The following is a 21,476-nucleotide window of genomic DNA, read 5'->3' as shown; positions in this document are numbered from 1 at the left end:
ACGTTCAACAAGCTAACGTGCTGCAAAATTTTACATATAACTGAAGCTAACATGTGTTAGCATTATATATCTTTCCTATTTTTGAATACTAATCAATACCCGATGGAAAAAGACTTCGAGAAGATATTCCAGGACAAGATCGACCAGGAGATCAAGATCGAACCCAGGGACTGGATGCCGGAGAAATACCGGCAAACATTGATCCGGCAGATCAGTCAGCATGCGCACAGCGAGATCGTAGGTATGTTACCGGAAGGTAACTGGATCACCCGTGCCCCCAACCTCCGGCGCAAAGCTATTTTGCTGGCCAAGGTACAGGACGAAGCCGGCCATGGTCTTTACCTGTATTCCGCAGCAGAAACACTCGGCATCTCACGCGATGAGATGTATGACCAGTTGCATAGTGGCAAAGCCAAATATTCTTCCATCTTTAATTACCCCACTTTATCCTGGGCCGATATTGGTGCCATTGGCTGGCTGGTAGATGGGGCCGCCATCATGAACCAGGTGCCTCTCTGTAGAACCAGTTTTGGCCCCTATGCCAGGGCGATGGTGCGCATCTGTAAAGAAGAAAGTTTCCACCAGCGACAAGGATTTGAAATACTGCTTACACTCAGCAAAGGAACCGAAGCACAGAAAAGAATGGCACAGGACGCTATTGACCGTTGGTGGTGGTCCAGTATCATGATGTTTGGTCCCACAGACGATGAAAGCCCGAATACCCTGCAAAGCATGAAATGGAAGATCAAACGTTTTACCAACGACGAACTTCGCCAGAAATTCATTGATGTATGTGCCGAACAGATCAAAGTGCTTGGCCTGGTCATTCCCGACAAAGACCTGAAATGGAACGAATCAACCGGGCATTACGATTTTGGCAAGATCAACTGGGATGAGTTCTGGCAGGTGGTACAGGGCAACGGCCCCTGCAACAAACAAAGGCTGGAAACCCGAAAAAAAGCATGGGAAGAAGGTGCCTGGGTAAGGGAAGCCGCTACGGCCTATGCAGAAAAAAGAAAACAGAGACAGGCGGTAACAGCTGCTTAGTGTTTGTTGATGAGATGGCAGGTAATACACAATGAGCGAACCCTGCCAATGAATGAACGAGTAACACCATAAACGAATACAACCATGTCAAATACCGAATGGCCTCTCTGGGAAGTGTTTATCCGCAGTAAACAGGGGCTTGATCATAAACATGTAGGCAGTTTACATGCAGCCGATGCGCAGATGGCCATTGAAAATGCCAGGGATGTGTATACCCGCAGGATGGAAGGCGTAAGCATCTGGGTAGTGGAAAGCAAACATATCCATGCCAGTAATCCTACTGAAGCTGGTGCTTTATATGATCCTGCCAACGACAAGGCCTACCGTCATCCGACTTTCTACCATTTACCTGACGAACTGAAACATATGTAACCCAACAAAAGGGGAACACGATTATGGACAAACAAGCATTGATCGATTACACACTTCAGCTTGCCGATAATGCACTGATCATCGGACACCGCAACAGCGAATGGTGCGGGCATGGACCGATCCTGGAGCAGGATATAGCGATCTCGAATATTGCACTGGATTATATAGGACAGGCCAGGAATTTTTACCAATACGCAGCAGAACTTACCGGAAACGGTGCCACAGAAGATTCACTGGCCTACCTGCGCGATGCGATCGATTATAAAAATTGCCTGATAACGGAGCTCCCCAACGGCGATTGGGCACAAAGCACTTTGCGACAGTTCTTTTTCAGCGCTTACCAGTACTTCCTTTACCAGCAACTGCAGCAAAGCACTGATCAGCAACTGGCGGCTATTGCGGAAAAAGCTTTCAAGGAAGTGACCTACCATCTCCGCTGGAGCAGCGAATGGGTGATCCGCCTGGGCGATGGCACAGAAGAAAGCAGGGGACGCATGTTACACGCTATAGATGAACTTTGGATTTTTACCGGAGAACTGTTTGAGCCAACCCCTTATGAGCAGCAAGCTGTGAATGATGGATATGGCGTAACGCTTCAGGACATCCGCAACAGCTGGATGAAAAAAGTGGCTACGGTTTTTGAGGAAGCCACACTGCCCATACCTGCAGGCAACATATGGATGCAGTCGGGCGGCAAAAAAGGCATTCACTCAGAACACCTGGGATTCATACTGGCCGAAATGCAATTTTTACAGAGAGCCTATCCCGGAGCTGAGTGGTGATAGTCACAACGCCGAAAGGAAAATACCTATGGAAATATCCGATCAACATAACAACAGTCAAAAAACTTCTGCGCAGGTAGAAAAAGAAGTATGGGCCATACTGGAAAACGTGGCAGACCCCGAAGTGCCGGTGTTATCAGTGGTAGACCTGGGTGTTGTAAGGAATGTAAAAGCCCTGGCTACGCAGTCAGAAGAGAACTGGAGAATTGTTATGTCCTATACCCCAACCTACACAGGCTGTCCCGCCATGGATACCATGAAGATAAACATGCGGCTGGCGCTCATACAGGCTGGTTACAAGGATATTGATCTTATACAGGTACTGTCACCCGCCTGGACAACCGACTGGATGTCAGAAGCCGGTAAAGACAAGCTCAAGGCCTATGGCATAGCACCACCACAACACAAGCAAATGGTCTGTACACCGGATAGTTTTCAGCAGGAGGAGGCAATTCCTTGTCCACGCTGCAATTCCTACCACACCCGGTTGGTATCACAGTTTGGAAGTACTGCCTGTAAAGCATTGTATCAGTGTAATGATTGTAAGGAGCCATTTGATTATTTTAAGTGCCATTGATTATGATTAACGAATTGGCTAGGCCGATTGCAACTGTTTATTTGGTTGTTCGTTAATCCAATATCCGCCAATCCCCGAATCAGTATATTCGTTAAAACAATATATCTATGTCCCCAATCCTCTTCACCATAGAAAATTCCATCGCCACAATCACCTTTAACCGACCCGACAAACTAAACTCCTTTAATCGGGAAATGGCTTTGCTGTTGCAGAACCGGTTGGACGAATGTGCTTCGCTGCCCGAAATCCGTTGTGTTTATATTACCGGTGCGGGTAAAGGATTTTGTGCAGGACAAGACCTTGCCGAAGTAGTAGACCCGGATGGTCCCGGTATGCAGAAAATATTAAGTGAACACTACAATCCCATCATCACCCGTTTAAGAAACATGCCTAAACCCTTGGTAGCGGCTGTGAATGGTGTAGCCGCAGGTGCAGGGGCCAATATCGCTTTGGCCTGCGATGTGGTGGTGGCCACGCAATCAGCTTCATTCATTCAGGCATTTTCAAAGATCGGTTTGATACCCGACAGCGGAGGCACTTTCCATCTGCCCAGGCTCATCGGTTTTCAGCGGGCGAGCGCATTGATGATGCTGGGCGATAAAGTATCGGCCCCAGATGCTTTACAGATGGGCATGTTGTATAAAGTATTCAGTGATGAGACCTTTGCCGAAGAAAGCAAAAAGATAGCGGCCACGCTCGCCCAGATGCCAACCAGGGCATTGGCCTATATCAAACACGCATTGAACCATTCCTTATCCTATAACCTGGAAGAGCAGCTGTTGCTGGAAGACCGCTACCAGCAGAAAGCAGCTGCCACAGCAGATTTTGCAGAAGGGGTACAGGCTTTCCTGGATAAACGTTCACCCAATTTCAAAGGAGAATAATATGAAACAGGAAGATATATTGGCCCAACAGGTGGTTGAACACATGATGCAACACGACAGATTCTCACAGTGGCTGGGCATACAGGTGCTGGAGATCAGAGAAGGGTACAGCAAAATCCAGATGATCATCCGCGAGGAGATGGTGAATGGTTTCGGCATCGTACATGGCGGAATCAGTTTCGCACTGGCTGATAGCGCTTTTGCTTTTGCCTGCAACAACCGGAACAACCTTTCCGTTGCACTCGACACTTCCATCAACTTCACCAAAGCCGTTCAGATAGGTGATACACTTATGGCAGAAGCTACGGAGGTACATAACGGCAAAAGCACTGGTTTATATCATATCACCATCACTAACCAGAAGCAGGAGGTCGTGGCGATTTTCAAGGGAACTTGTTTCAGGAAGGGGAAGAAGTTGATGGACATATAGAGTATATGATGTAAATAGAGTAAATACAGTATATAGAGTAAATAAGTTCGGATATGAAAAATGAGCAGCTGTTTGGATTTGAGGAATTGGAGATATGGAAAAAATCAAGGTTTTTTAAGCAACAGGTTGCCGAGATGGTAAAAGGATTCCCTGCCGATGAAAGATATAAGTTATCGGACCAACTGATACGAAGCTCTCGATCCATCAATAGTTTACTGGCAGAAGGACATGGCAGATACACATTTGCCGATCAGACACATTATTGTATTCAGGCAAGGGGCTCATTGTCAGAATCATTCAATCACCTGATTGATGCATTTGATAATGGTTATATCACAGAAGAATCGCTCACCCAACTCAGAACACAATTAAAAGAAATAGAACGCATGCTCAACGGATACATCAACCACCTCCGCAAACAAAAAGAAAACTCCTGACACCACCTCTTATACCCATTTACTTTATATACTATATATACTTATCTACTTTATATACTTTACCCATGATCTATCAATTCAAAGAATATATCCCCGTTATTCACGAATCCTCCTTCATCCATCCCCAGGCTGCCGTTACCGGCAATGTGATCATTGGCAGGGATGTATACATTGGGCCCGGAGCAGCCATCCGCGGCGACTGGGGAGCCATCATCATCGAAGACGGTTGTAATGTACAGGAGAACTGCACCATACACATGTTTCCCGGTATTACCGTTGTTCTGAAAGAAGGAGCGCATATCGGTCATGGCGCTGTAATACATGGTGCCATCATTGGCAGGAATTGCCTGGTGGGTATGAACAGCGTGATCATGGACAATGTAGAACTGGGTGATGAATGTATCGTTGGCGCACTGAGCATGGTGAAGGCCGATGAGAAATTCGGGAGCCGCAGCCTGATCGTTGGCAATCCCGCCAAAAAGATCAAAGATGTGAGCGATGAAATGATCCGCTGGAAAACCGAGGGAACCCGGCTTTACCAGTCATTACCCAAAGAAATGCAGGCTTACGGGCAACCTGTGGAACCCCTGAGAGAAATACCCAAAAACCTGCCCGGACAACAGAATAGCTACCGAACCTGGAATGAACTAAGAGAATCGCCCAACAAATAACATTGGCGTACATTTGCAGTTAATCGTTAACAAGTGTCAGAAAGAAACAACTTCATTGATTATATCCGGATTTTTGCGCGCAGCGGGCATGGCGGTGCTGGCTCCACGCATTTCATGCGCAACAAACTGACCGCCATGGGTGGTCCCGATGGTGGCGACGGCGGTCGCGGGGGCCATATCATCCTGCGTGGCAACAGCAACCTGTGGACCCTCTTACACCTGCGTTATTTCAAGAACGTACTGGCCGAGAACGGGGAAAATGGCAGCAAGAATAATTGCACCGGCCGTGATGGAAAAGATATCATCATCGAAGTACCCTTGGGCACCGTAGCCCGTAATGAAGAAACCGGAGAAAAAGAAGCGGAGATACTGGAAGACGGACAGGAAGTGATCTGGATGAGAGGCGGCCGTGGTGGACTCGGCAACAGTAATTTTGCCACACCCACCAACCAGGCTCCCGAACATTCACAACCCGGCGAACCCGGTGTGGAAGGATGGAAAAACATAGAACTGAAAGTACTGGCCGATGTAGGACTGGTAGGGTTTCCCAACGCAGGTAAATCCACCCTGTTGTCTGTGATCACCGCAGCCAAACCCAAAATAGCTAATTATGCATTCACCACACTAGTGCCACAGCTGGGTATGGTTGCCTATCGTGATAATCGCTCTTTTTGCATCGCCGACCTTCCGGGTATTATTGAAGGGGCTGCAGAAGGCAAGGGACTGGGGCACCGTTTTCTCCGGCATATCGAAAGGAACTCGGTACTGCTGTTCCTGATCCCGGCAGACAGCGATGATCATAAAAAAGAATTTGAGATCCTGCGGCATGAACTCGAAGTATATAATCCGGAAATGCTGCAGAAAGATTTTATTATCGCCATCAGTAAAAGCGATATGCTGGATGGTGAACTGAAAGAAGCCATCAGCAAAGAATTACCTGCCCATATTCCACATCTCTTCATCTCTTCAGTTACCAATAAAGGATTAACAGAACTGAAAGACCTTCTCTGGCAAACACTGAACAAACCGGCAGTATAACAAGAATGTATGCAGCAGCATTGCTGCGCAATAAGATTATCTATATCGATAGTATCATGCAGCAGGAGCAAGTACATAGATGTATGGCAGCACCCTGCTATAAACAAACGTTAGTTTATCAAATCGGTAACATTGTGTTAACAATACACTAAGGGTTACCTTTTCCCTCATCCGGGTATTAACTGGTATACACTCGGGTTTTGATGTACATCTATAGTTGAATTTGCCAATTCACTTCACCGTTACGGTAGCCCCTGTATTCTTCTGATTGCTTATTTCCCATGTAAACTTCTTTTGTGAGCCATGCGGCATTATTGTGCCCATCACACAAACAGACATACAATTATTTCAAACTAAAAATGTAAGTACACCATGAAAAAACAGTCAATCCAAACCATCGCAAAAAGATTTTTCTTAGGCAACCTGTTAGCCGCTACACTTTTTCTTTCTGCCAATGCTGCTACTGTTGCACCTGCCAGTCCGGCCGCTGATAAAGTAGAGATCAAGTATACCGGAGTTGATAAATACAACCTGTTATCTTTCAACGTTAAATACAGCAACCCTGCCGGTAACACTTTTAACCTGTCTGTCCTGGACGAGAACGGTGAAATTATTTACAAAGGTTTTTATGGCGACAAACAATTTGACAAAACTTTCAAGTTGCCAAAATCTGAAGTGAGCAAACTGACCTTCGTGATCGAAGACGGTAAAGATTCTTTCAAACAGAAGTTTGATGTGAACATCAAGACCCAGGTTATTGAAGACGTGGTAGTCAGCAAGAACTAATTCAGCTATTCACTACAACCATCCAGCCACAGTTATTGAGCATTCATTGACTGTGGCTTTTTTTTGCCCAACCGGCTGTTGAAAACTTATTGTGGGCCATTTCTGCCGAATCTGATAATTTCATGAGATGCAACCCCAGCAATGTTTGTTCTGTGGCCACCTGGTGCAACTGGTGCACGTACACGGGCATTACCAATGCCCCGTATGTTTTACCAATGCACTTCCCTGTTGCGATGGTGACAATTGTAGCACCAACCACTTACTCCAGGATTCTCCCCAACAAAAAAGCCACCCTGTTATTATACAGGATGGCTCTGATATGGTATAAGAAAGCAGTGGTTAATTAACCACCTACTGCCTCACTCTGCATGCTCTTACTGCTCTTTTTCCTATCTTCTTCATTCAGGATCACTTTACGCATACGGATGTTCTTAGGAGTAACCTCGATACACTCGTCCTGCTGTATGTATTCCATACACTCTTCCAGTGTGAACTGCAGTTTGGGTGTGATGCGAACCGCATCGTCACTTCCGCTGGCACGGTGGTTAGTCAGTTTTTTCATTTCCACCGCGTTCACGTTCAGGTCACCGGGTTTGATGTGTTCGGCGATGACCTGTCCTACATATACTTCTTCTCCCGGATCAACAAAGAAACTTCCGCGGTCCTGCAGCTTATCAATGGAATAGGCAGTTGTGGTTCCGCCGAATTTGGCGATCAGCACACCATTGTTTCTGCCGGGGATTGGCCCTTTCCATGGTTTGTAATCTATGAAACGGTGCGCCATCACAGCTTCACCCGCAGTGTTTGTCAGCATCTGGGAACGCAGACCGATCAATCCCCTGGAAGGGATCTCGAATTCCAGGTGCTGCATTTCGCCCTTGCTTTCCATGATCTGCATTTCACCCTTACGCTGTGTAACCAGGTCGATCACTTTACCGCTGAATTCAGCAGGCACATCTACCACCAGATTCTCGTAAGGTTCATGTTTTTTACCATCGATGGTCTTTACCAGTACCTGCGGATTGCCCACGGTCAACTCATAACCTTCGCGACGCATGGTTTCGATCAGGATACCCAGGTGCAGGATACCACGGCCAAATACCAGGAAACTATCCGCACTATCGGTATCTTCTACACGTAAGGCCAGGTTCTTTTCGGTCTCCTTCATCAAACGGTCACGCAGGTGGCGTGAGGTAACAAACTTACCATCCTTACCAAAGAATGGTGAGTTGTTGATGCTGAAGGTCATACTCATAGTCGGCTCATCCACGCTGATCACCGGCAAACCCTCGGGGTTGTCGATATCCGCAATGGTATCTCCGATATTGAAATCTTCCAGTCCTACCACCGCACACAGGTCACCGGCAATTACTTCCGTTACCCGGCGTTTACCCATTCCTTCAAACACATACAGTTCTTTTACACGGCTTTTCTTGATAGAACCATCGGCCTGTACCAGCGCAATCGGCTGGTTTTCCTTGATAGTACCGCGGGTCACTTTCCCGATGGCGATACGTCCCAGGAAAGAAGAGTAATCCAGTGAAGTGATCTGCATCTGCAGGAAACCTTCGTTCACTTTTGGTGGCGGTACATGTTTGATGATACCATCCATCAGTGCCAGGATATTATCAGTTGGGGTCAAGCTGTCGTTGAACCAGCCATTCTTACCACTACCATAATAGGTAGGGAAGTCGAGCTGTTCTTCGGTAGCATCCAGGTTAAAGAAGAGTTCAAATACGGCATCATGCACTTCATCCGGGCGACAGTTGGGCTTATCTACCTTGTTGATCACCACAATAGGATGCAGGTTCAGCTGTAAAGCTTTCTGTAATACAAAACGGGTCTGGGGCATCGGACCTTCAAAAGCATCCACCAGCAGGATCACACCGTCGGCCATTTTCAAAACACGCTCTACCTCACCACCAAAATCACTGTGGCCGGGTGTATCAATCACATTAATCTTAACGTCGTTATAAGTTACGGCCGCATTTTTGCTGAAAATGGTGATACCACGCTCCCTCTCCAGGTCGTTGCTATCCATGATCAGTTCTCCGGTCTCCTGGTTGTCCCTGAATACCTTGGTAGTTTGCAGGATCCTGTCTACCAGCGTTGTTTTGCCATGGTCTACGTGTGCGATAATGGCAATGTTTCTTATTTCCATGTAAAATTTTAAGGCTGCAAAGGTACAGCTTTACCACGGGAGGGCAAAGTAAGCCTCTAAACTTAACAGAAAAAGAATATAACTATTTGATTATCATTAGAATGTCGCCACCCCATATCCAGTATCTACCATCCAGTATCCGGCATCCAGAATCCAGCATCCAGTAACCAGCTCCCCCTCACACCCGCACATACCATTTCCGCTTATCCATCCAATATCCCACGGACCAGCATAATAACATATAAGCCACGGCGAATAAGAGGGAGCCCCAGTAATCGCCTGCATGACTGAACACAGCCAGATAGATCGCCCTGAACAACGACTCATCCCCTACCTGGAAAGTATACAGCAGGATCACCAGCAGCTCAGACAAGAGGTAAATGGCCAGCGGATTCTTGCCCACCACTTCAAAAAACCAGGCCGCCCGGATCTTATGCTGCATATCCATCAGGTAGATCACTCCGCCGAGGATCATACAGTCCAGCCCCACCGTATGCAACACAAATGAACTGGTCCATAATTTTTTGTTGATGGGGAAGATATAGTTCCAGAAATGGGCGATCACCAGTAACACAAAACCGGCCAATAGCAACTTGGTCAGTCCCTCATAGGTTTTCCCGCTTTGCTGCACATGTTTACCCACCAGGTAACCGGCCACCACATTAACAATGGCCGGCAATGTACTCAACAGCCCTTCGGGATCAAATGCCACGCCCTCACCATGGTACAGGTGGTTCTCACCCAATAACCACAGATCCAGTTTCAGGCCGGCATTACCCTGCAAGCTGAGCGGGTCGGCAGGATCGCCAAACCAGAAGCAGAGTCCCCAATACAATAATAGAAACCCGACACTCAGTACCACCACAGTCCTGGTTTTCAGGAAATAGACCATCAGCGAAGCAAAACCATAACAAAGCGCAATGCGTTGCAACACCCCCAGAATACGGGTATGCGAGATAGGCGACAGTGACCAATGGCCCTCTTCCAGCCGCACAAAGGGGAACCAGTACATGAGGTAACCCAGTACAAAGATCAGTAAGGTTCGCTTGAAGATCTTTCCCAGTACTTCCGCTGTAGCCATTTGTTCCCACTTACGCATCACAAAACTCATGGCATTACCCACAGCAAATAAAAAAGAGGGGAATACTAGATCGGTAGGTGTAAACCCATGCCAGTGTGCATGCAACAGCGGTGCAAAAGTGACCGAGCCGTCGCCGGGGGTATTGACAATGATCATTAAACAGATGGTAAGCCCGCGGAATACATCCAGCGCGGGAAATCGTTGTGTGTTGGTAGTCATGGCAGTTGTTTGGAGTTTCTAATATAGGATTTTGTACGCGGATTCCAGCACTTATAAATACTGGCAACAAATTTGTAGTTTTAAGGAAACGATCTTTTATGCGCTTCCTAAAAATATTACTTGCGATCCTGATGGTACTGGCTGCGGTGTATTTTCTTGGTCCCAATCCGGCTACTCCGGTATACAGCACCGTATTGCCTGAAGTACCTTCCGGCGATTCAGCCCTGGAGACCTTTATATTGAAGCAGGAAGCCACACACAAGATCAAGCCCGACAATGAAGCCCGCATTGTATGGTTCGATGATACACTGAAACAGAAAACCGAATATGCCATTGTTTACCTGCACGGCTTCAGCGCCAGCCAGGAAGAAGGCAATCCGGTACACAGGAAAATTGCACGGCAGTTTGGCTGCAATCTTTACCTGGCAAGACTTTCAGAACATGGTATCGATACCACAGATGCGCTGATCAACATGACTGCCGAAAATCTCTGGGAATCTGCCAAGCAGGCCTATGCCATCGGCAAACAGTTGGGCAATAAAGTGATCCTGATGGGCACTTCTACCGGAGGCACACTGGCGCTGCAACTGGCAGCTGCTTATCCAGATATTGCTGCACTGATTTTGTATTCTCCCAATATTGAGATCAACGATCCCAATGCCTGGCTGCTGAACAATCCCTGGGGCCTGCAGATAGCACGTAAGGTAAAAGGTTCCTATTATAACGTGATCCCCAAGAAAACTCCCGAATACAAACAATACTGGAACCAGGAATACCGCCTGGAAGCCCTGGTACAACTGGAGGAATTACTGGAGACCACCATGACGAAAAAGACCTTTGAAAAGGTGAAACAGCCGGTCCTTTCGCTATACTATTATAAAGACGAACAAAACCAGGACCCCGTAGTGAAAGTAAGTGCCATCAAAAAAATGATGGCCGCATTGGGTACACCGGTAGAAAAAGAAGAAATGGTGGCCATACCCAATGCCGGCAGTCATGTACTGGCATCACCCATCCAATCGAAAGATATCCTGAGCGTGGAGAAAGAAACCGCAGAGTTCCTGAAAAATATGCTGCAGCTGAAACCAGTGCAGTAAGCTGCCGCAGCATTATTGCCAGGCAGTCGCTCGGCTCTGCCGAGTGACTGCTATCCACAGGCTTCCAGCCTGAAAGTCTAAAAGCTGCCATACCCTCACCCCATGGCAAACTTCTCCCATCCACGGCAGGAGCCACAACTTTCCTTATCTTCATCCTGCTCAAACAAAAACGATTACTATGCCCCGCAGTAGAATAGCCGGTATCGGTAAATACGTGCCCAGCAACGTTGTCACCAACCAGGACCTGATGCAGTATATGGACACCACAGACGAGTGGATACAGGAGAGGACCGGCATCAAAGAACGACGTTACGCACACCGCACAGAAGAAACCACCACCACCATGGCAGTAGAAGCCGCCAAAATAGCCATCGAGCGGGCAGGAACCACTGCTGAGGCTATTGATTTCATCGTATTTGCCACACTGTCTCCCGACTATTATTTTCCGGGTTGCGGGGTCATGTTACAGCGCGCTATGAAGATGAAAGAAATAGGGGCACTTGATGTACGTAACCAGTGCAGCGGATTTCTGTATGCCTTGAGTGTGGCCGATCAGTTCATCAAGACCGGTATGTACAAGAATATCCTGGTAGTGGGAAGCGAAAAACATTCATTCGGACTTGATTTCAGCACCAGGGGCAGGAATATTTCTGTGATCTTTGGCGATGGTGCCGGTGCCGTAGTATTGCAACCCACCGAAAAAGAAGACCAGGGTATCCTGAGCACACACCTGCACAGTGATGGTGAGTCGGCAGAGATACTGGCCATGTATAATCCCGGCACTCATGCCAACCACTGGGGCACGCACAACTACGCCGATTTCGACGATGCACCCATTGCCAATATGTTCATGAGCCATGCCATGATCGATAATGCGCAGAACTTTCCCTATATGGACGGACAGGCAGTCTTCAAAAAAGCGATCGTGAAATTCCCGGAAGTGATCATGGAATCACTTACGGCAAACGGATACCAGCCTTCTGATATCAATATGCTCATACCTCACCAGGCTAACCTTCGGATAGCCCAGTTCGTACAACAGAAACTGCATCTCAGCGATGATCAGGTGTACAACAATATTCAACATTTCGGTAACACTACGGCAGCTTCTGTTCCCCTAGCTTTGTGCGAAGCCTGGGAAAAAGGAAAGATCAAAGAGGGTGACCTGGTATGTCTGGCTGCTTTTGGCAGCGGTTTTACCTGGGCCAGCGCTCTGATGAAGTGGTAAGCTCATCTTGTAACCTTATTTTTCGGCAATTACCCAATATAGCAGGTGGCCATTGCCACCCTGCTTACTATTAAAAGCCATTGAGTATTGTGATGACCGATAGAAAAATTATTTACCTGATCAATCCCATATCCGGCACCTCCAAAAAGGAAGGTATCCGAAAACTGATCGAGAGGGAAACAACAGCACAGGGTATCCCTTTCATTATAGAGAAAACCAATGCCAGCGGCAATTACGAGCACATCAAAGACTGGGTACTTCGCCAACAGTATACAGATATTGTGATGGTAGGCGGGGATGGCACCGTGAACCAGGTAACCCAGGCGCTGCACGACCTACCGGTTCGGTTCGGTATCATCCCGGTTGGCTCCGGCAATGGATTGGCAAGGGCTGCTGGTATTCCCATGAAACCGAAACAATCACTCGCCCTGATATTCACAGGCACACCACGGAAAGTGGATGCATTCCTGATCAATGATCATTTTTCCTGTATGCTCAGCGGTATCGGTTTTGATGCACAGGTGGCGCATGATTTTGCCAGCAAAGCCAGCCGGGGATTGATGACCTACACACAGCAAAGTATCATCAACTATTTTAAGGCGCATCCTTACCAGTTTCAGATCGTACTGGACAATTTCTCATTTTTTACAGATGCGTTTTTCATCAGCATTGCTAACAGTAACCAGTTTGGCAATAATGTCACCATTGCCCCGCAGGCAAGTCTGAATGATGGTTTGCTCGATATTGTGATCGTTCAGAAAATGAATAAGGCCAGACTGCCTTTCGCCATCCTGCAACAAATACGCGGCAACAATAAGCTGCAACAGCTGGTAGAAGACATGACGGAAAAGAATATCCTTTATTTCCAAACACCCTCCATTACCATCCGCAACCTGAAACACGCGCCACTGCACATTGATGGAGAGCCCAGGGAAACCACAGAGGAATTCAGCATCCAGATACTGAAAGATTGTTTTGAATTGATACAGGTCTAATGAAATATTTACCTCTTTTATCGATAAAGAGGAATAACCGGTTCTATGGTTTTACCAAACGCCTGAGCCGCTGGAATTCCTTTTCATTCACCTGGTTATACAAGGCCCTCGAAATATCTTTTTTCTCCGCTGCTGTTAAATGAAAACTCAAACTGGCAGGTGCATCCTGTTTGGAAGGAACGTACTGGAATGTGATACTGTGAAATCCTGCTCCATAAGCATCCGCCAGAAAATGAAGCTGGTCGTGCTGGTAATAGTCCTGCATCTTATACCAGTTGTTCTGCAATATCAGAAACGGTTTCGTCATCAGGCTGACCAGTGAATTGCCTTCAAAAGGTTTATCCCAGTCAGCCAGGCTCCTGTCGCGCAGCTGCAGCAGAATCACTTTGCTGGTATTGGCTTTGAGCCAGTCTTTGAATGTATAGATAAACCTCAGACAGGCTTCCTGGCCAAAATTATCCCGCAAACCGGCATCCATCACATCTATGATCGGGTGGGTGGGTAACCATACATTGGGTAATACATATGGGAATGTGGCATTCATCCGAAGGGCAGAAAGGACACGGAGGTTCATCGCATCCTGTTTGGCAAAGAAGGAATTAAAATCAACTGCATCCGGGTCTGCAACGGTCAGGTCTGTGCTATCGGCCATTGGCTTCATCAGAAAACGGGCAGGATGTGTACTGATGATCATCTTCCGCCCGTCGCGGGTAATCACTGAATTGAAGAACATGGTTGGTATCTCCGCATTGGCCTCGGCCTGTACGTAATCCTTCAGAGTCTTTGACAGTATACCGCCGGTATTCTCGTTCAGTGTCTGTTCAAAAGCATATCCCCTGTCTTTGGCGTATTCATAGCCATTCACACTGAATTTCTGTACCGGTCCGATCATATCCCTGGTTACAAAAGAGGAAAACAGGGGATTCAGCAGGTCCTGCGTGATATTCTCCACATACTGTTTGTTCTGAAGGTCAATATCAGCACCCATGATCTTCTCATAATACAATTCCCTGAAATACGCTGCTCCCAGCATTCCGCCGGATGCCCCGTTAATGAGCATGGTCTGGCGCATCAACCGGCCATTCAGCAAACTATCCAGCCGTTGTAAGGTATTCATGGTGAACGCCGCACTCCGGGCGCCACCACCACTGGTGCTGATCAGGTACATCACGGGTTTATCTGTATGCTGTCTGGCTTTCCATCTATCCAAAACCCCGATGAAATGTTTACGGTCCGCATCTATATTGATCTCACTGGCCAGTGCCTGTACGGAATCACGGTTATACACCGGCCGCTCCTCTTTATTCAGGTAATTCAGTCCATACGCTTTGTTCCGCGGGTCAATGATTTCTTTTTGGTACAGCAGGTTCATCACAACGTACACAACCACCACCAAGGGGATACTCCAGGTATGCAGGAACAGGGAAACCGCACCAGACAGCGCAATCAGTATCGCAAAAAAGATGGTGATGCTGGCCGCAGCCGGTAATTGAAACAGCCGGCTGTCGGAAGTATATCCTACCAGTATCAGGAAAACAAAAGCGATCAGAATCGCGATCACTGCGGCCACATGGTGCCTTTTGAATACTGTATCCAGGAAGTCCTGGCTGTAATGCCTTACATCACGGGGCTTCCGCAGACTAAACCTTGCACTCAGGAACCAGTCAACCCGCATTTCAGAACGCTCACTGGGCAATACTTTCCTGCCTGAGATCCTTTTGTAACGGGTATTGGCCGACTTGATCACGTCACCCATCGTAAAATAAATGGTCTTATCTGCACCGAAAAAATACAGGAAGGCGACCAGAATAGACAGGAATATACCACCGGTAAAACCCGCCACCAGCCATAACACTTCCACAGCCGGGAACAATTCCTGGTAACGTGCATAGTGTATGGTCTTCACCAGGTAAAACACCAGGAAGGCAGTGGGAAGAAGCGAATTGTTGATGCAGTATTTCAGGAAGGGCTGTGCGGTAGTGGCCAGGAAACGGATGTTCTTGCTATGCAGGATGAACGTAGTAATATTCCAGCTCATGATGAATATACCTATCGCAACACCCAGTATGGCCATGCTCAACGTAGTAATGCTTCCGAAATATTCAGGAGCCAGAAACAGGGTATTGGCACCAAAAGTGAACATGAATTCACCTGCCACGGTGGCAAACAATATGTACCAGAACAAAAGAAATACCTGGTACCTGCGGAAATGCAGCAGGAACAGCTGCACCGGCAACGAATAAAAGATACCCGCCAGGTATTTTTTCATAATAGCATGACTTTGGAATACGTCAATCCCTTACAAGATACAATATCCAGACCAGTGATAACAACAACAACATACCGGTTAACTGGTGTAACTGGGCCATCCATTCAAAAGCGCCCCAGTGGCCGGGTATGATATGCATGCTGGTTAATACAGAAGCAATCCCCAACAATACCTGCACCAATACAATATACAGCGGCCATCGTTTGGTTTGTTCGAACAAGGCAGAACCCTTCGTACGTATCATTTTCACCGACCAAAGAACGATCAGCAGCAGCAGCAGGTAAGCAAGGCCGCGGTGTATAAAGTGTATCAGTATCTTATTATCGATAAAATTCAGCAGGAAGGGCTGGTCGACGAATAAATTGCCTGGCACCCAGTCGCCATTGATCGTTGGCCAGGTTGGCGCTATGGTAGCGGCCTTGTGCCCCGCCATTAATGCCCCATACAGCAACTGTACAACCAGGATGAGCAAAATAACCAGGTTCCATTTTCTGAGTGATGCATGACGGACAATGGCTTCCTTTTTCACCAATAACTGAAGGGCAAACCAGAAGCAATAACAAAGCAGTCCCAATGCAAAGATGAAATGTAATGCCAGTCGGGTAGGTTTTACATATACCGCATCGCCGGTGAGTCCGCTGGCCACCATGATCCAGCCGATAGCTCCCTGTAAAGCCCCTAAAAAGAACAGCACCACCAACGGTGTGATCATTTCTTTTTTGAAATGTTTCTTCACCAGAAACCAGATAAATCCAAAGGCGAATACCAGGCCAATGGTGCGGGCCCATAAACGGTGGAACCATTCCCAGAAAAAAATGAATTTAAAATCGGACAGGTTGAATTCAAAATTGAGCAGCTGAAACTGCGGAGTCTGCCGGTATTTGTCAAATTCAGCCATCCACTGCTGTTCGTTCAGCGGCGGCAAAGTACCCGTGATCACATCCCATTGGGTGATGGATAACCCACTGCCGGTCAGGCGAGTAATACCACCCAGGGCTACCTGGATGACCGTCATCCCCACCCCTATCAGTAACCAGGTCGCTACCAGCCTGGAAGAACGCGCTGCTGTGTCCATAATGATATTGTTTCTATATGGTGACAAAGGTAACAGTATAACAAACCCTGCCCTTGTTTTGTAAAATGAATTTGGAAACTATGCCGGAGATGCATGAATTTTACCGCTATGTTATCCCCCTTCTACCAAACAGAGCAGCCCGAAGCGGGTGTAGATGAAGCAGGCCGGGGCTGTTATGCCGGTCCCGTATTTGCCGCAGCTGTGATCTTACCCGAAGGTTTTTATCATCCCTTGCTGAACGACAGCAAACAGGTACCTGCCAGGCAGCGAGATGCCCTTCGCGAAGTGATCGAAGCAGAAGCGGTCAGTTGGGCAGTGGCCAGTGTAGACAATGAAGAGATCGACCGGATTAATATCTTACAGGCTTCTTTTAAAGCCATGCATCTTGCCATCAGCCGTTTAACACTACCTCCCGGCCTGCTGCTGATCGATGGCAACCGCTTTGCCCCATATCCGCAGACACCACATCACTGTATCATCAAAGGCGATGGAAAATTCGCCTCCATTGCCGCGGCCAGTATCCTGGCTAAAACGCACCGGGATGCCTACCTGCTGCAGTTACACGAAGAATTTCCACAATACGGCTGGGATAAGAACAAAGGTTACGGAACAGCTGAGCACAGAAAGGCCATTGAAACATTCGGGCTGTGTAAATACCACCGGAAAAGTTATAAAATCTGAGCACCTGCACAAGATCGTCTATTCATTCCAGGCGCCGGCGCCCTCTCTCACAACCGTATAAGTATCGTTGGTACAATCCACAATGGTGGAAGGTATCATACCCCCAATGCCGCCATCGACCACAATATCAACCAGTTTCGAAAAATTGGCATACATGATTTCCGGATCGGTGTATTCTTCCACCATTTCTCCCGGTAAGGAAGTAGAGAGGATCGGGTGGGTCAGTTCATGTACAATGGTCCTGGCAATATTGTTATCGGGCACACGTAAACCGATGGTGCTTTTTTTACTGTGCAGGATCTTGGGCACTTCCTTACTGGCTGGCAGGATAAAAGTATAGGGGCCCGGCAGATATGTTTTTAGTAACCGGTACAGCGGCGTGGAAATACTTTTCGTGTACTTGCTCAGGTCGCTCAGGTCATAACATACAAAACTCATCTGAGAACGAGAAGGATCCACCTGTTTGATGCGTGCAATCCGCTCAACCGCTTTATGCTGAAAAATATCGCAACCCAAACCATAAATGGTATCAGTGGGGTAAATGATCACCCCGCCATCCAACAGGCACTCGATCACGGTCTTAATATGTCGCGGATTGGGATTATCCGGATGTATATGCAAAAGCATACTGCAAGTTACATCATCCGTAAATATTTCCTCCGAAACACTTTAACGATTCTATGTCCGCCAAATACACCGTTACCAGTATTTTTGCAAAAACCAATAGCATTCCTATGCAATTACAACCTGTTGATGTTGTAGATGAGATCAGTGTGCAGGATTTCAGGCAACATTACTACCAACCCATGCGGCCATTAGTGATCAGAAACCTTTCGAAAACCTGGCCCGCCTACGAAAAATGGAACTGGGATTATTTTAAAGCATTGGTAGGCAACCAGCGTGTGGCACTTTACAACAACACCAAAAGCGACGCATATACCCCCATCAATACCGCCGACGATTACAAGACCTTTGGAGAATATATCGATATGATCAAACAGGGGCCTGCCGCCTGGCGCATCTTCCTGTTCAATATATTCGATCATGCCCCACAGCTTACACAGGATTTTACCTGGCCCGATCACCTGATGAAGGGCTTCGTGAAAAAATATCCCATGCTTTTTACGGGTGGCGCTACTTCCATTACACACATGCATTTCGATATTGACCTGAGCCATATTCTGCATACCCAGTTCGCCGGCAGAAAACGCATCCTGCTTTTTCCGCACAGCGAATCAGATAAGTTATACCGGAAACCTTTTGAAGTATTGAGCCTGGCAGATTTCAGCAATTATTATGACCCCGAAAAAAGCAAACTGGATTACCAGAAATTTCCCGCACTGACAAAAGCCAAAGGTTTCGATCTTATACTGAACCATGGCGAAACACTGTTCATGCCCGCCGGTTACTGGCACCATATGGAATACCTTGATAGTGGTTTCGCCATGAGCCTTCGCGCCCTGCAGCCCTCCATCACCGGTAAACTTACCGGCGTATGGAACCTGTTTGGCATGCGCACCATTGATACGGTCATGAAAAAGACCCTGCCCCAGCCCTGGTACAACTGGAAAAAGAAACGCATTTTCGACAATGCCGATAAGACATTGTGAAATAGACTGCTCTATACACAAACCAAAAGGCGGCCTTGTGCCGCCTTCGGTTTGTCTGTAACCCCGTGAAAACTGAATAGTGAAAAAGTCGTCGTCACTTTTTCTACCGGTAAAACTAATTGCCTGAGACAGTCTTGTCAAGGTAAGTTCTACGCAAAAAAATGGGTGTTTTAACGGTTGTTTTGCTCACCAAAAACCCGCAATTTGTTGATCCCAATTACTGGTAACCGCAGTTATACCTTTTAAACAGCCTTATCATGCCTAAAATAGCGCTGGTTGACGACCACTCCCTACTGCGTAATGCATTAGCCAATGTGATCAAGACCTTCCCCGGTTACGAAGTATTGTTCCAGGCCAATAACGGCAGGCATTTCATACAAGTACTTGACCCTGATAACCTGCCCGATATTGTCCTGATGGATGTGAGCATGCCCTATATGAACGGGTTCGAAACCACCCGTTGGCTGAACCAGAATTACCCCGACGTACGCGTGATCGCGCTGAGCATGCAACGGGAAGAATGGACGGTGATCCGTATGTTACGGAACGGTGCCAAGGGCTTTATGCTGAAAGAGACAGACCTGGAAGACCTGCGAAGGGGTCTCAACGAAGTAGCTAACAAAGGACTGTATATCAACGAGATCCTTTATAAAAGGATCGTACACACCATCAATAAGGATCCTGAAACGGTTCAGGCCCATGAATGGGAAACTGCTATGAACCTGAGCGAACGGGAAAAAGAATTCCTGCGCCTGATCTGTACGGAAAAATCATATAGAGAGATCGCCACGGAAATGTGCCTCAGTCCCAGAACAGTTGATGGTTACCGCGATCTCCTGTTCGAAAAAACGCAGGTCATCTCCCGTATCGGTCTTGTATTATTTGCTTTCCGGAATGGTATCGCAAGGATCTGAACTGTTTTTCTTCATGCCCCAAAAAGCAAAATCCCCGCATGGGCGGGGATTGCATATACCATGAGAAAAACTAATTAGATGATTTCCCACACTTCTTTTCCGCGGATCAGTTTGTCAAGATTGCCCTTACCCTTGGTGGCAATGGTTTCTTCCAACTGCAGGGCCATCATTTCTTCGTAACAAGGACGGTCTGTTTCATAGAACACACCGAACGGCCTTGGGAAATGGATTCCTGATTGTGCAGGATCGTCGAACATACGGACCAGGGTCTGTCCTTTGTAGAAATCATGCTCATCATGGATCCACAGGTCATCGGCACTTACGCCGTTACCCAGTTCCACTACTACCGGTTTCATACCGTCCAGCTTGATCCCCTTATCCTGGTTGGCACCGAAGATCAGCGGTTTACCCTGCTCAAGGAACAGCGCTTCTTCGGGTTTGGTGGATTTTTCGGTGAATATCTCAAACGCACCATCGTTGAAAATGATACAGTTCTGATAGATCTCAAGGAAAGAAGATCCCTTATGCTGGTAAGAACGGGTAAGCATGTTCTGCATATGTTTGGGATCACGATCCATGGTCCTGGCAACAAATGTGGCATCAGCACCCATCGCCAGTGCCAACGGGTTAAAAGGATGATCGATGCTGCCAAAAGGCGTACTCTTGGTTACTTTGTTGGTTTCAGAAGTAGGTGAATATTGACCCTTGGTCAGACCGTAGATCTGGTTATTGAACAACAATACATTCACATCAAGATTCCTGCGCAACAGGTGAATGGTATGGTTACCACCAATGCTCAATCCGTCACCGTCACCGGTAACAATCCACACACTCAGCTCGGGCCTGCTGGCTTTTAGTCCGCTGGCAATAGCCGTAGCACGACCGTGGATGCTGTGCATACCATAAGTATTCATATAGTACGGGAAACGGCTGCTACAGCCGATACCGCTGATGATCACAATATTTTCTTTAGGGATACCAATGTTTGGCATTACTTTTTGCACCTGGGCAAGAATGGAATAATCACCGCAACCAGGGCACCAGCGAACTTCCTGGTCTGTTGCAAAATCTTTAGCGGTTAACTGTGGGACTGCTGTAGCTGTTTCTGACATGATTCTTAGT

22 protein-coding genes are annotated in these 21,476 nt (G+C 47.3%); 16 read left to right on the top strand and 6 right to left on the bottom strand.

What is annotated here, in order from left to right:
- Nucleotides 1-102: 102 nt before the first annotated feature.
- The 10 genes from paaA to ACH3Y6_RS05110 all read left to right on the top strand — a co-directional run bounded on the left by paaA (nt 103) and on the right by ACH3Y6_RS05110 (nt 7,024).
- A complete protein-coding gene (paaA, locus tag ACH3Y6_RS05155) occupies nt 103-1,047 on the top strand; it encodes a 1,2-phenylacetyl-CoA epoxidase subunit PaaA (protein WP_490834515.1) in 945 nt (314 codons plus the stop codon).
- Nucleotides 1,048-1,131: 84 nt separating this feature from the next.
- Nucleotides 1,132-1,419, top strand: a complete 288-nt coding sequence (gene paaB, locus ACH3Y6_RS05150) for a 1,2-phenylacetyl-CoA epoxidase subunit PaaB (RefSeq protein ID WP_490834514.1) — start codon at nt 1,132-1,134, stop codon at nt 1,417-1,419.
- Between the two features lie 23 nt (nt 1,420-1,442).
- Nucleotides 1,443-2,201 carry a 1,2-phenylacetyl-CoA epoxidase subunit PaaC gene (gene paaC / locus ACH3Y6_RS05145; protein WP_490834513.1) on the top strand — a complete coding sequence of 253 codons (759 nt, stop codon included), beginning with the start codon at nt 1,443-1,445 and terminating at the stop codon, nt 2,199-2,201.
- A gap of 28 nt (nt 2,202-2,229) precedes the next feature.
- Complete coding sequence (paaD, locus tag ACH3Y6_RS05140) at nt 2,230-2,778, top strand: 1,2-phenylacetyl-CoA epoxidase subunit PaaD (RefSeq protein ID WP_490834512.1); 549 nt, start codon at nt 2,230-2,232, stop codon at nt 2,776-2,778.
- Nucleotides 2,779-2,885: 107 nt separating this feature from the next.
- Entirely contained in the window at nt 2,886-3,662 is a 777-nt protein-coding gene (locus ACH3Y6_RS05135; RefSeq protein ID WP_490834511.1) for an enoyl-CoA hydratase-related protein, read from the top strand.
- Between the two features lies 1 nt (nt 3,663).
- Nucleotides 3,664-4,092 carry a hydroxyphenylacetyl-CoA thioesterase PaaI gene (paaI, locus tag ACH3Y6_RS05130; RefSeq protein ID WP_490834510.1) on the top strand — a complete coding sequence of 143 codons (429 nt, stop codon included), beginning with the start codon at nt 3,664-3,666 and terminating at the stop codon, nt 4,090-4,092.
- Between the two features lie 53 nt (nt 4,093-4,145).
- On the top strand, nt 4,146-4,529 hold the full coding sequence (locus ACH3Y6_RS05125) for a four helix bundle protein (RefSeq protein ID WP_490834509.1): 384 nt from the start codon (nt 4,146-4,148) through the stop codon (nt 4,527-4,529).
- Between the two features lie 65 nt (nt 4,530-4,594).
- Nucleotides 4,595-5,200: an acyltransferase gene (locus tag ACH3Y6_RS05120; protein WP_490834508.1), complete on the top strand. Its 606-nt coding sequence runs from the start codon at nt 4,595-4,597 to the stop codon at nt 5,198-5,200.
- A gap of 33 nt (nt 5,201-5,233) precedes the next feature.
- Nucleotides 5,234-6,238 carry a GTPase ObgE gene (obgE, locus tag ACH3Y6_RS05115; protein ID WP_490834507.1) on the top strand — a complete coding sequence of 335 codons (1,005 nt, stop codon included), beginning with the start codon at nt 5,234-5,236 and terminating at the stop codon, nt 6,236-6,238.
- A gap of 372 nt (nt 6,239-6,610) precedes the next feature.
- On the top strand, nt 6,611-7,024 hold the full coding sequence (locus tag ACH3Y6_RS05110; protein ID WP_490834506.1) for a hypothetical protein: 414 nt from the start codon (nt 6,611-6,613) through the stop codon (nt 7,022-7,024).
- 343 nt (nt 7,025-7,367) lie between these two features.
- Here ACH3Y6_RS05110 and typA read toward each other — a convergent pair whose 3' ends face one another.
- Both typA and ACH3Y6_RS05100 read right to left on the bottom strand, forming a co-directional pair.
- The gene (typA, locus tag ACH3Y6_RS05105; protein WP_490834505.1) at nt 7,368-9,185 is read right to left on the bottom strand and encodes a translational GTPase TypA; all 1,818 of its coding nucleotides are present in this window, start codon (nt 9,183-9,185) and stop codon (nt 7,368-7,370) included.
- A 178-nt stretch (nt 9,186-9,363) separates the two neighbouring features.
- Nucleotides 9,364-10,485, bottom strand: a complete 1,122-nt coding sequence (locus ACH3Y6_RS05100) for an acyltransferase family protein (protein WP_490834504.1) — start codon at nt 10,483-10,485, stop codon at nt 9,364-9,366.
- Nucleotides 10,486-10,583: 98 nt separating this feature from the next.
- On the opposite strand from ACH3Y6_RS05100, the gene ACH3Y6_RS05095 reads away from it, so the two are divergent.
- From ACH3Y6_RS05095 to ACH3Y6_RS05085, 3 genes are all read left to right on the top strand, one after another.
- A complete protein-coding gene (locus ACH3Y6_RS05095; protein WP_490834503.1) occupies nt 10,584-11,582 on the top strand; it encodes an alpha/beta hydrolase in 999 nt (332 codons plus the stop codon).
- Nucleotides 11,583-11,760: 178 nt separating this feature from the next.
- Nucleotides 11,761-12,810 carry a 3-oxoacyl-ACP synthase III family protein gene (locus ACH3Y6_RS05090; RefSeq protein WP_490834502.1) on the top strand — a complete coding sequence of 350 codons (1,050 nt, stop codon included), beginning with the start codon at nt 11,761-11,763 and terminating at the stop codon, nt 12,808-12,810.
- Nucleotides 12,811-12,902: 92 nt separating this feature from the next.
- A complete protein-coding gene (locus ACH3Y6_RS05085; RefSeq protein WP_490834501.1) occupies nt 12,903-13,805 on the top strand; it encodes a diacylglycerol/lipid kinase family protein in 903 nt (300 codons plus the stop codon).
- Nucleotides 13,806-13,848: 43 nt separating this feature from the next.
- On the opposite strand, the gene ACH3Y6_RS05080 is transcribed toward ACH3Y6_RS05085, so the two are convergent.
- Together ACH3Y6_RS05080 and ACH3Y6_RS05075 are read right to left on the bottom strand one after the other, a co-directional pair.
- A complete protein-coding gene (locus ACH3Y6_RS05080) occupies nt 13,849-16,074 on the bottom strand; it encodes a hypothetical protein (protein ID WP_490834500.1) in 2,226 nt (741 codons plus the stop codon).
- A gap of 22 nt (nt 16,075-16,096) precedes the next feature.
- Nucleotides 16,097-17,149 carry a COX15/CtaA family protein gene (locus tag ACH3Y6_RS05075; RefSeq protein ID WP_490834499.1) on the bottom strand — a complete coding sequence of 351 codons (1,053 nt, stop codon included), beginning with the start codon at nt 17,147-17,149 and terminating at the stop codon, nt 16,097-16,099.
- A 108-nt stretch (nt 17,150-17,257) separates the two neighbouring features.
- Between ACH3Y6_RS05075 and rnhB the strand changes: the two genes are divergently transcribed.
- Complete coding sequence (gene rnhB / locus ACH3Y6_RS05070; RefSeq protein WP_490834498.1) at nt 17,258-17,830, top strand: ribonuclease HII; 573 nt, start codon at nt 17,258-17,260, stop codon at nt 17,828-17,830.
- A gap of 18 nt (nt 17,831-17,848) precedes the next feature.
- Here rnhB and ACH3Y6_RS05065 read toward each other — a convergent pair whose 3' ends face one another.
- On the bottom strand, nt 17,849-18,457 hold the full coding sequence (locus ACH3Y6_RS05065) for an L-threonylcarbamoyladenylate synthase (RefSeq protein WP_490834497.1): 609 nt from the start codon (nt 18,455-18,457) through the stop codon (nt 17,849-17,851).
- Between the two features lie 53 nt (nt 18,458-18,510).
- On the opposite strand from ACH3Y6_RS05065, the gene ACH3Y6_RS05060 reads away from it, so the two are divergent.
- A complete protein-coding gene (locus ACH3Y6_RS05060) occupies nt 18,511-19,440 on the top strand; it encodes a cupin-like domain-containing protein (RefSeq protein ID WP_490834496.1) in 930 nt (309 codons plus the stop codon).
- 257 nt (nt 19,441-19,697) lie between these two features.
- A complete protein-coding gene (locus tag ACH3Y6_RS05055; protein WP_490834495.1) occupies nt 19,698-20,354 on the top strand; it encodes a response regulator in 657 nt (218 codons plus the stop codon).
- Nucleotides 20,355-20,428: 74 nt separating this feature from the next.
- Here the strand turns inward: ACH3Y6_RS05055 and ACH3Y6_RS05050 are convergent, their stop codons facing one another.
- A complete protein-coding gene (locus tag ACH3Y6_RS05050) occupies nt 20,429-21,466 on the bottom strand; it encodes a 2-oxoacid:ferredoxin oxidoreductase subunit beta (protein ID WP_490834494.1) in 1,038 nt (345 codons plus the stop codon).
- Between the last annotated feature and the right edge of the window lie 10 nt (nt 21,467-21,476).

This window comes from Sediminibacterium sp. FW305-C-269, from assembly GCF_058231045.1.
Note: the sequence above shows the minus strand (reverse complement) of the source record. Positions and strands in the feature narration are given on the sequence as shown.

What these genes read in the sequence shown, in the direction of transcription:
- paaA (WP_490834515.1), top strand. Translation starts at nt 103, where the DNA reads ATGGAAAAAGACTTCGAGAAGATATTCCAGGACAAGATCGACCAGGAG.
- paaB (WP_490834514.1), top strand. Translation starts at nt 1,132, where the DNA reads ATGTCAAATACCGAATGGCCTCTCTGGGAAGTGTTTATCCGCAGTAAA.
- paaC (WP_490834513.1), top strand. Translation starts at nt 1,443, where the DNA reads ATGGACAAACAAGCATTGATCGATTACACACTTCAGCTTGCCGATAAT.
- paaD (WP_490834512.1), top strand. Translation starts at nt 2,230, where the DNA reads ATGGAAATATCCGATCAACATAACAACAGTCAAAAAACTTCTGCGCAG.
- ACH3Y6_RS05135 (WP_490834511.1), top strand. Translation starts at nt 2,886, where the DNA reads ATGTCCCCAATCCTCTTCACCATAGAAAATTCCATCGCCACAATCACC.
- paaI (WP_490834510.1), top strand. Translation starts at nt 3,664, where the DNA reads ATGAAACAGGAAGATATATTGGCCCAACAGGTGGTTGAACACATGATG.
- ACH3Y6_RS05125 (WP_490834509.1), top strand. Translation starts at nt 4,146, where the DNA reads ATGAAAAATGAGCAGCTGTTTGGATTTGAGGAATTGGAGATATGGAAA.
- ACH3Y6_RS05120 (WP_490834508.1), top strand. Translation starts at nt 4,595, where the DNA reads ATGATCTATCAATTCAAAGAATATATCCCCGTTATTCACGAATCCTCC.
- ACH3Y6_RS05110 (WP_490834506.1), top strand. Translation starts at nt 6,611, where the DNA reads ATGAAAAAACAGTCAATCCAAACCATCGCAAAAAGATTTTTCTTAGGC.
- typA (WP_490834505.1), bottom strand. Translation starts at nt 9,185, where the DNA reads ATGGAAATAAGAAACATTGCCATTATCGCACACGTAGACCATGGCAAA.
- ACH3Y6_RS05100 (WP_490834504.1), bottom strand. Translation starts at nt 10,485, where the DNA reads ATGACTACCAACACACAACGATTTCCCGCGCTGGATGTATTCCGCGGG.
- ACH3Y6_RS05095 (WP_490834503.1), top strand. Translation starts at nt 10,584, where the DNA reads ATGCGCTTCCTAAAAATATTACTTGCGATCCTGATGGTACTGGCTGCG.
- ACH3Y6_RS05090 (WP_490834502.1), top strand. Translation starts at nt 11,761, where the DNA reads ATGCCCCGCAGTAGAATAGCCGGTATCGGTAAATACGTGCCCAGCAAC.
- ACH3Y6_RS05085 (WP_490834501.1), top strand. Translation starts at nt 12,903, where the DNA reads ATGACCGATAGAAAAATTATTTACCTGATCAATCCCATATCCGGCACC.
- ACH3Y6_RS05080 (WP_490834500.1), bottom strand. Translation starts at nt 16,074, where the DNA reads ATGAAAAAATACCTGGCGGGTATCTTTTATTCGTTGCCGGTGCAGCTG.
- ACH3Y6_RS05075 (WP_490834499.1), bottom strand. Translation starts at nt 17,149, where the DNA reads ATGGACACAGCAGCGCGTTCTTCCAGGCTGGTAGCGACCTGGTTACTG.
- rnhB (WP_490834498.1), top strand. Translation starts at nt 17,258, where the DNA reads ATGTTATCCCCCTTCTACCAAACAGAGCAGCCCGAAGCGGGTGTAGAT.
- ACH3Y6_RS05065 (WP_490834497.1), bottom strand. Translation starts at nt 18,457, where the DNA reads ATGCTTTTGCATATACATCCGGATAATCCCAATCCGCGACATATTAAG.
- ACH3Y6_RS05060 (WP_490834496.1), top strand. Translation starts at nt 18,511, where the DNA reads ATGTCCGCCAAATACACCGTTACCAGTATTTTTGCAAAAACCAATAGC.
- ACH3Y6_RS05055 (WP_490834495.1), top strand. Translation starts at nt 19,698, where the DNA reads ATGCCTAAAATAGCGCTGGTTGACGACCACTCCCTACTGCGTAATGCA.
- ACH3Y6_RS05050 (WP_490834494.1), bottom strand. Translation starts at nt 21,466, where the DNA reads ATGTCAGAAACAGCTACAGCAGTCCCACAGTTAACCGCTAAAGATTTT.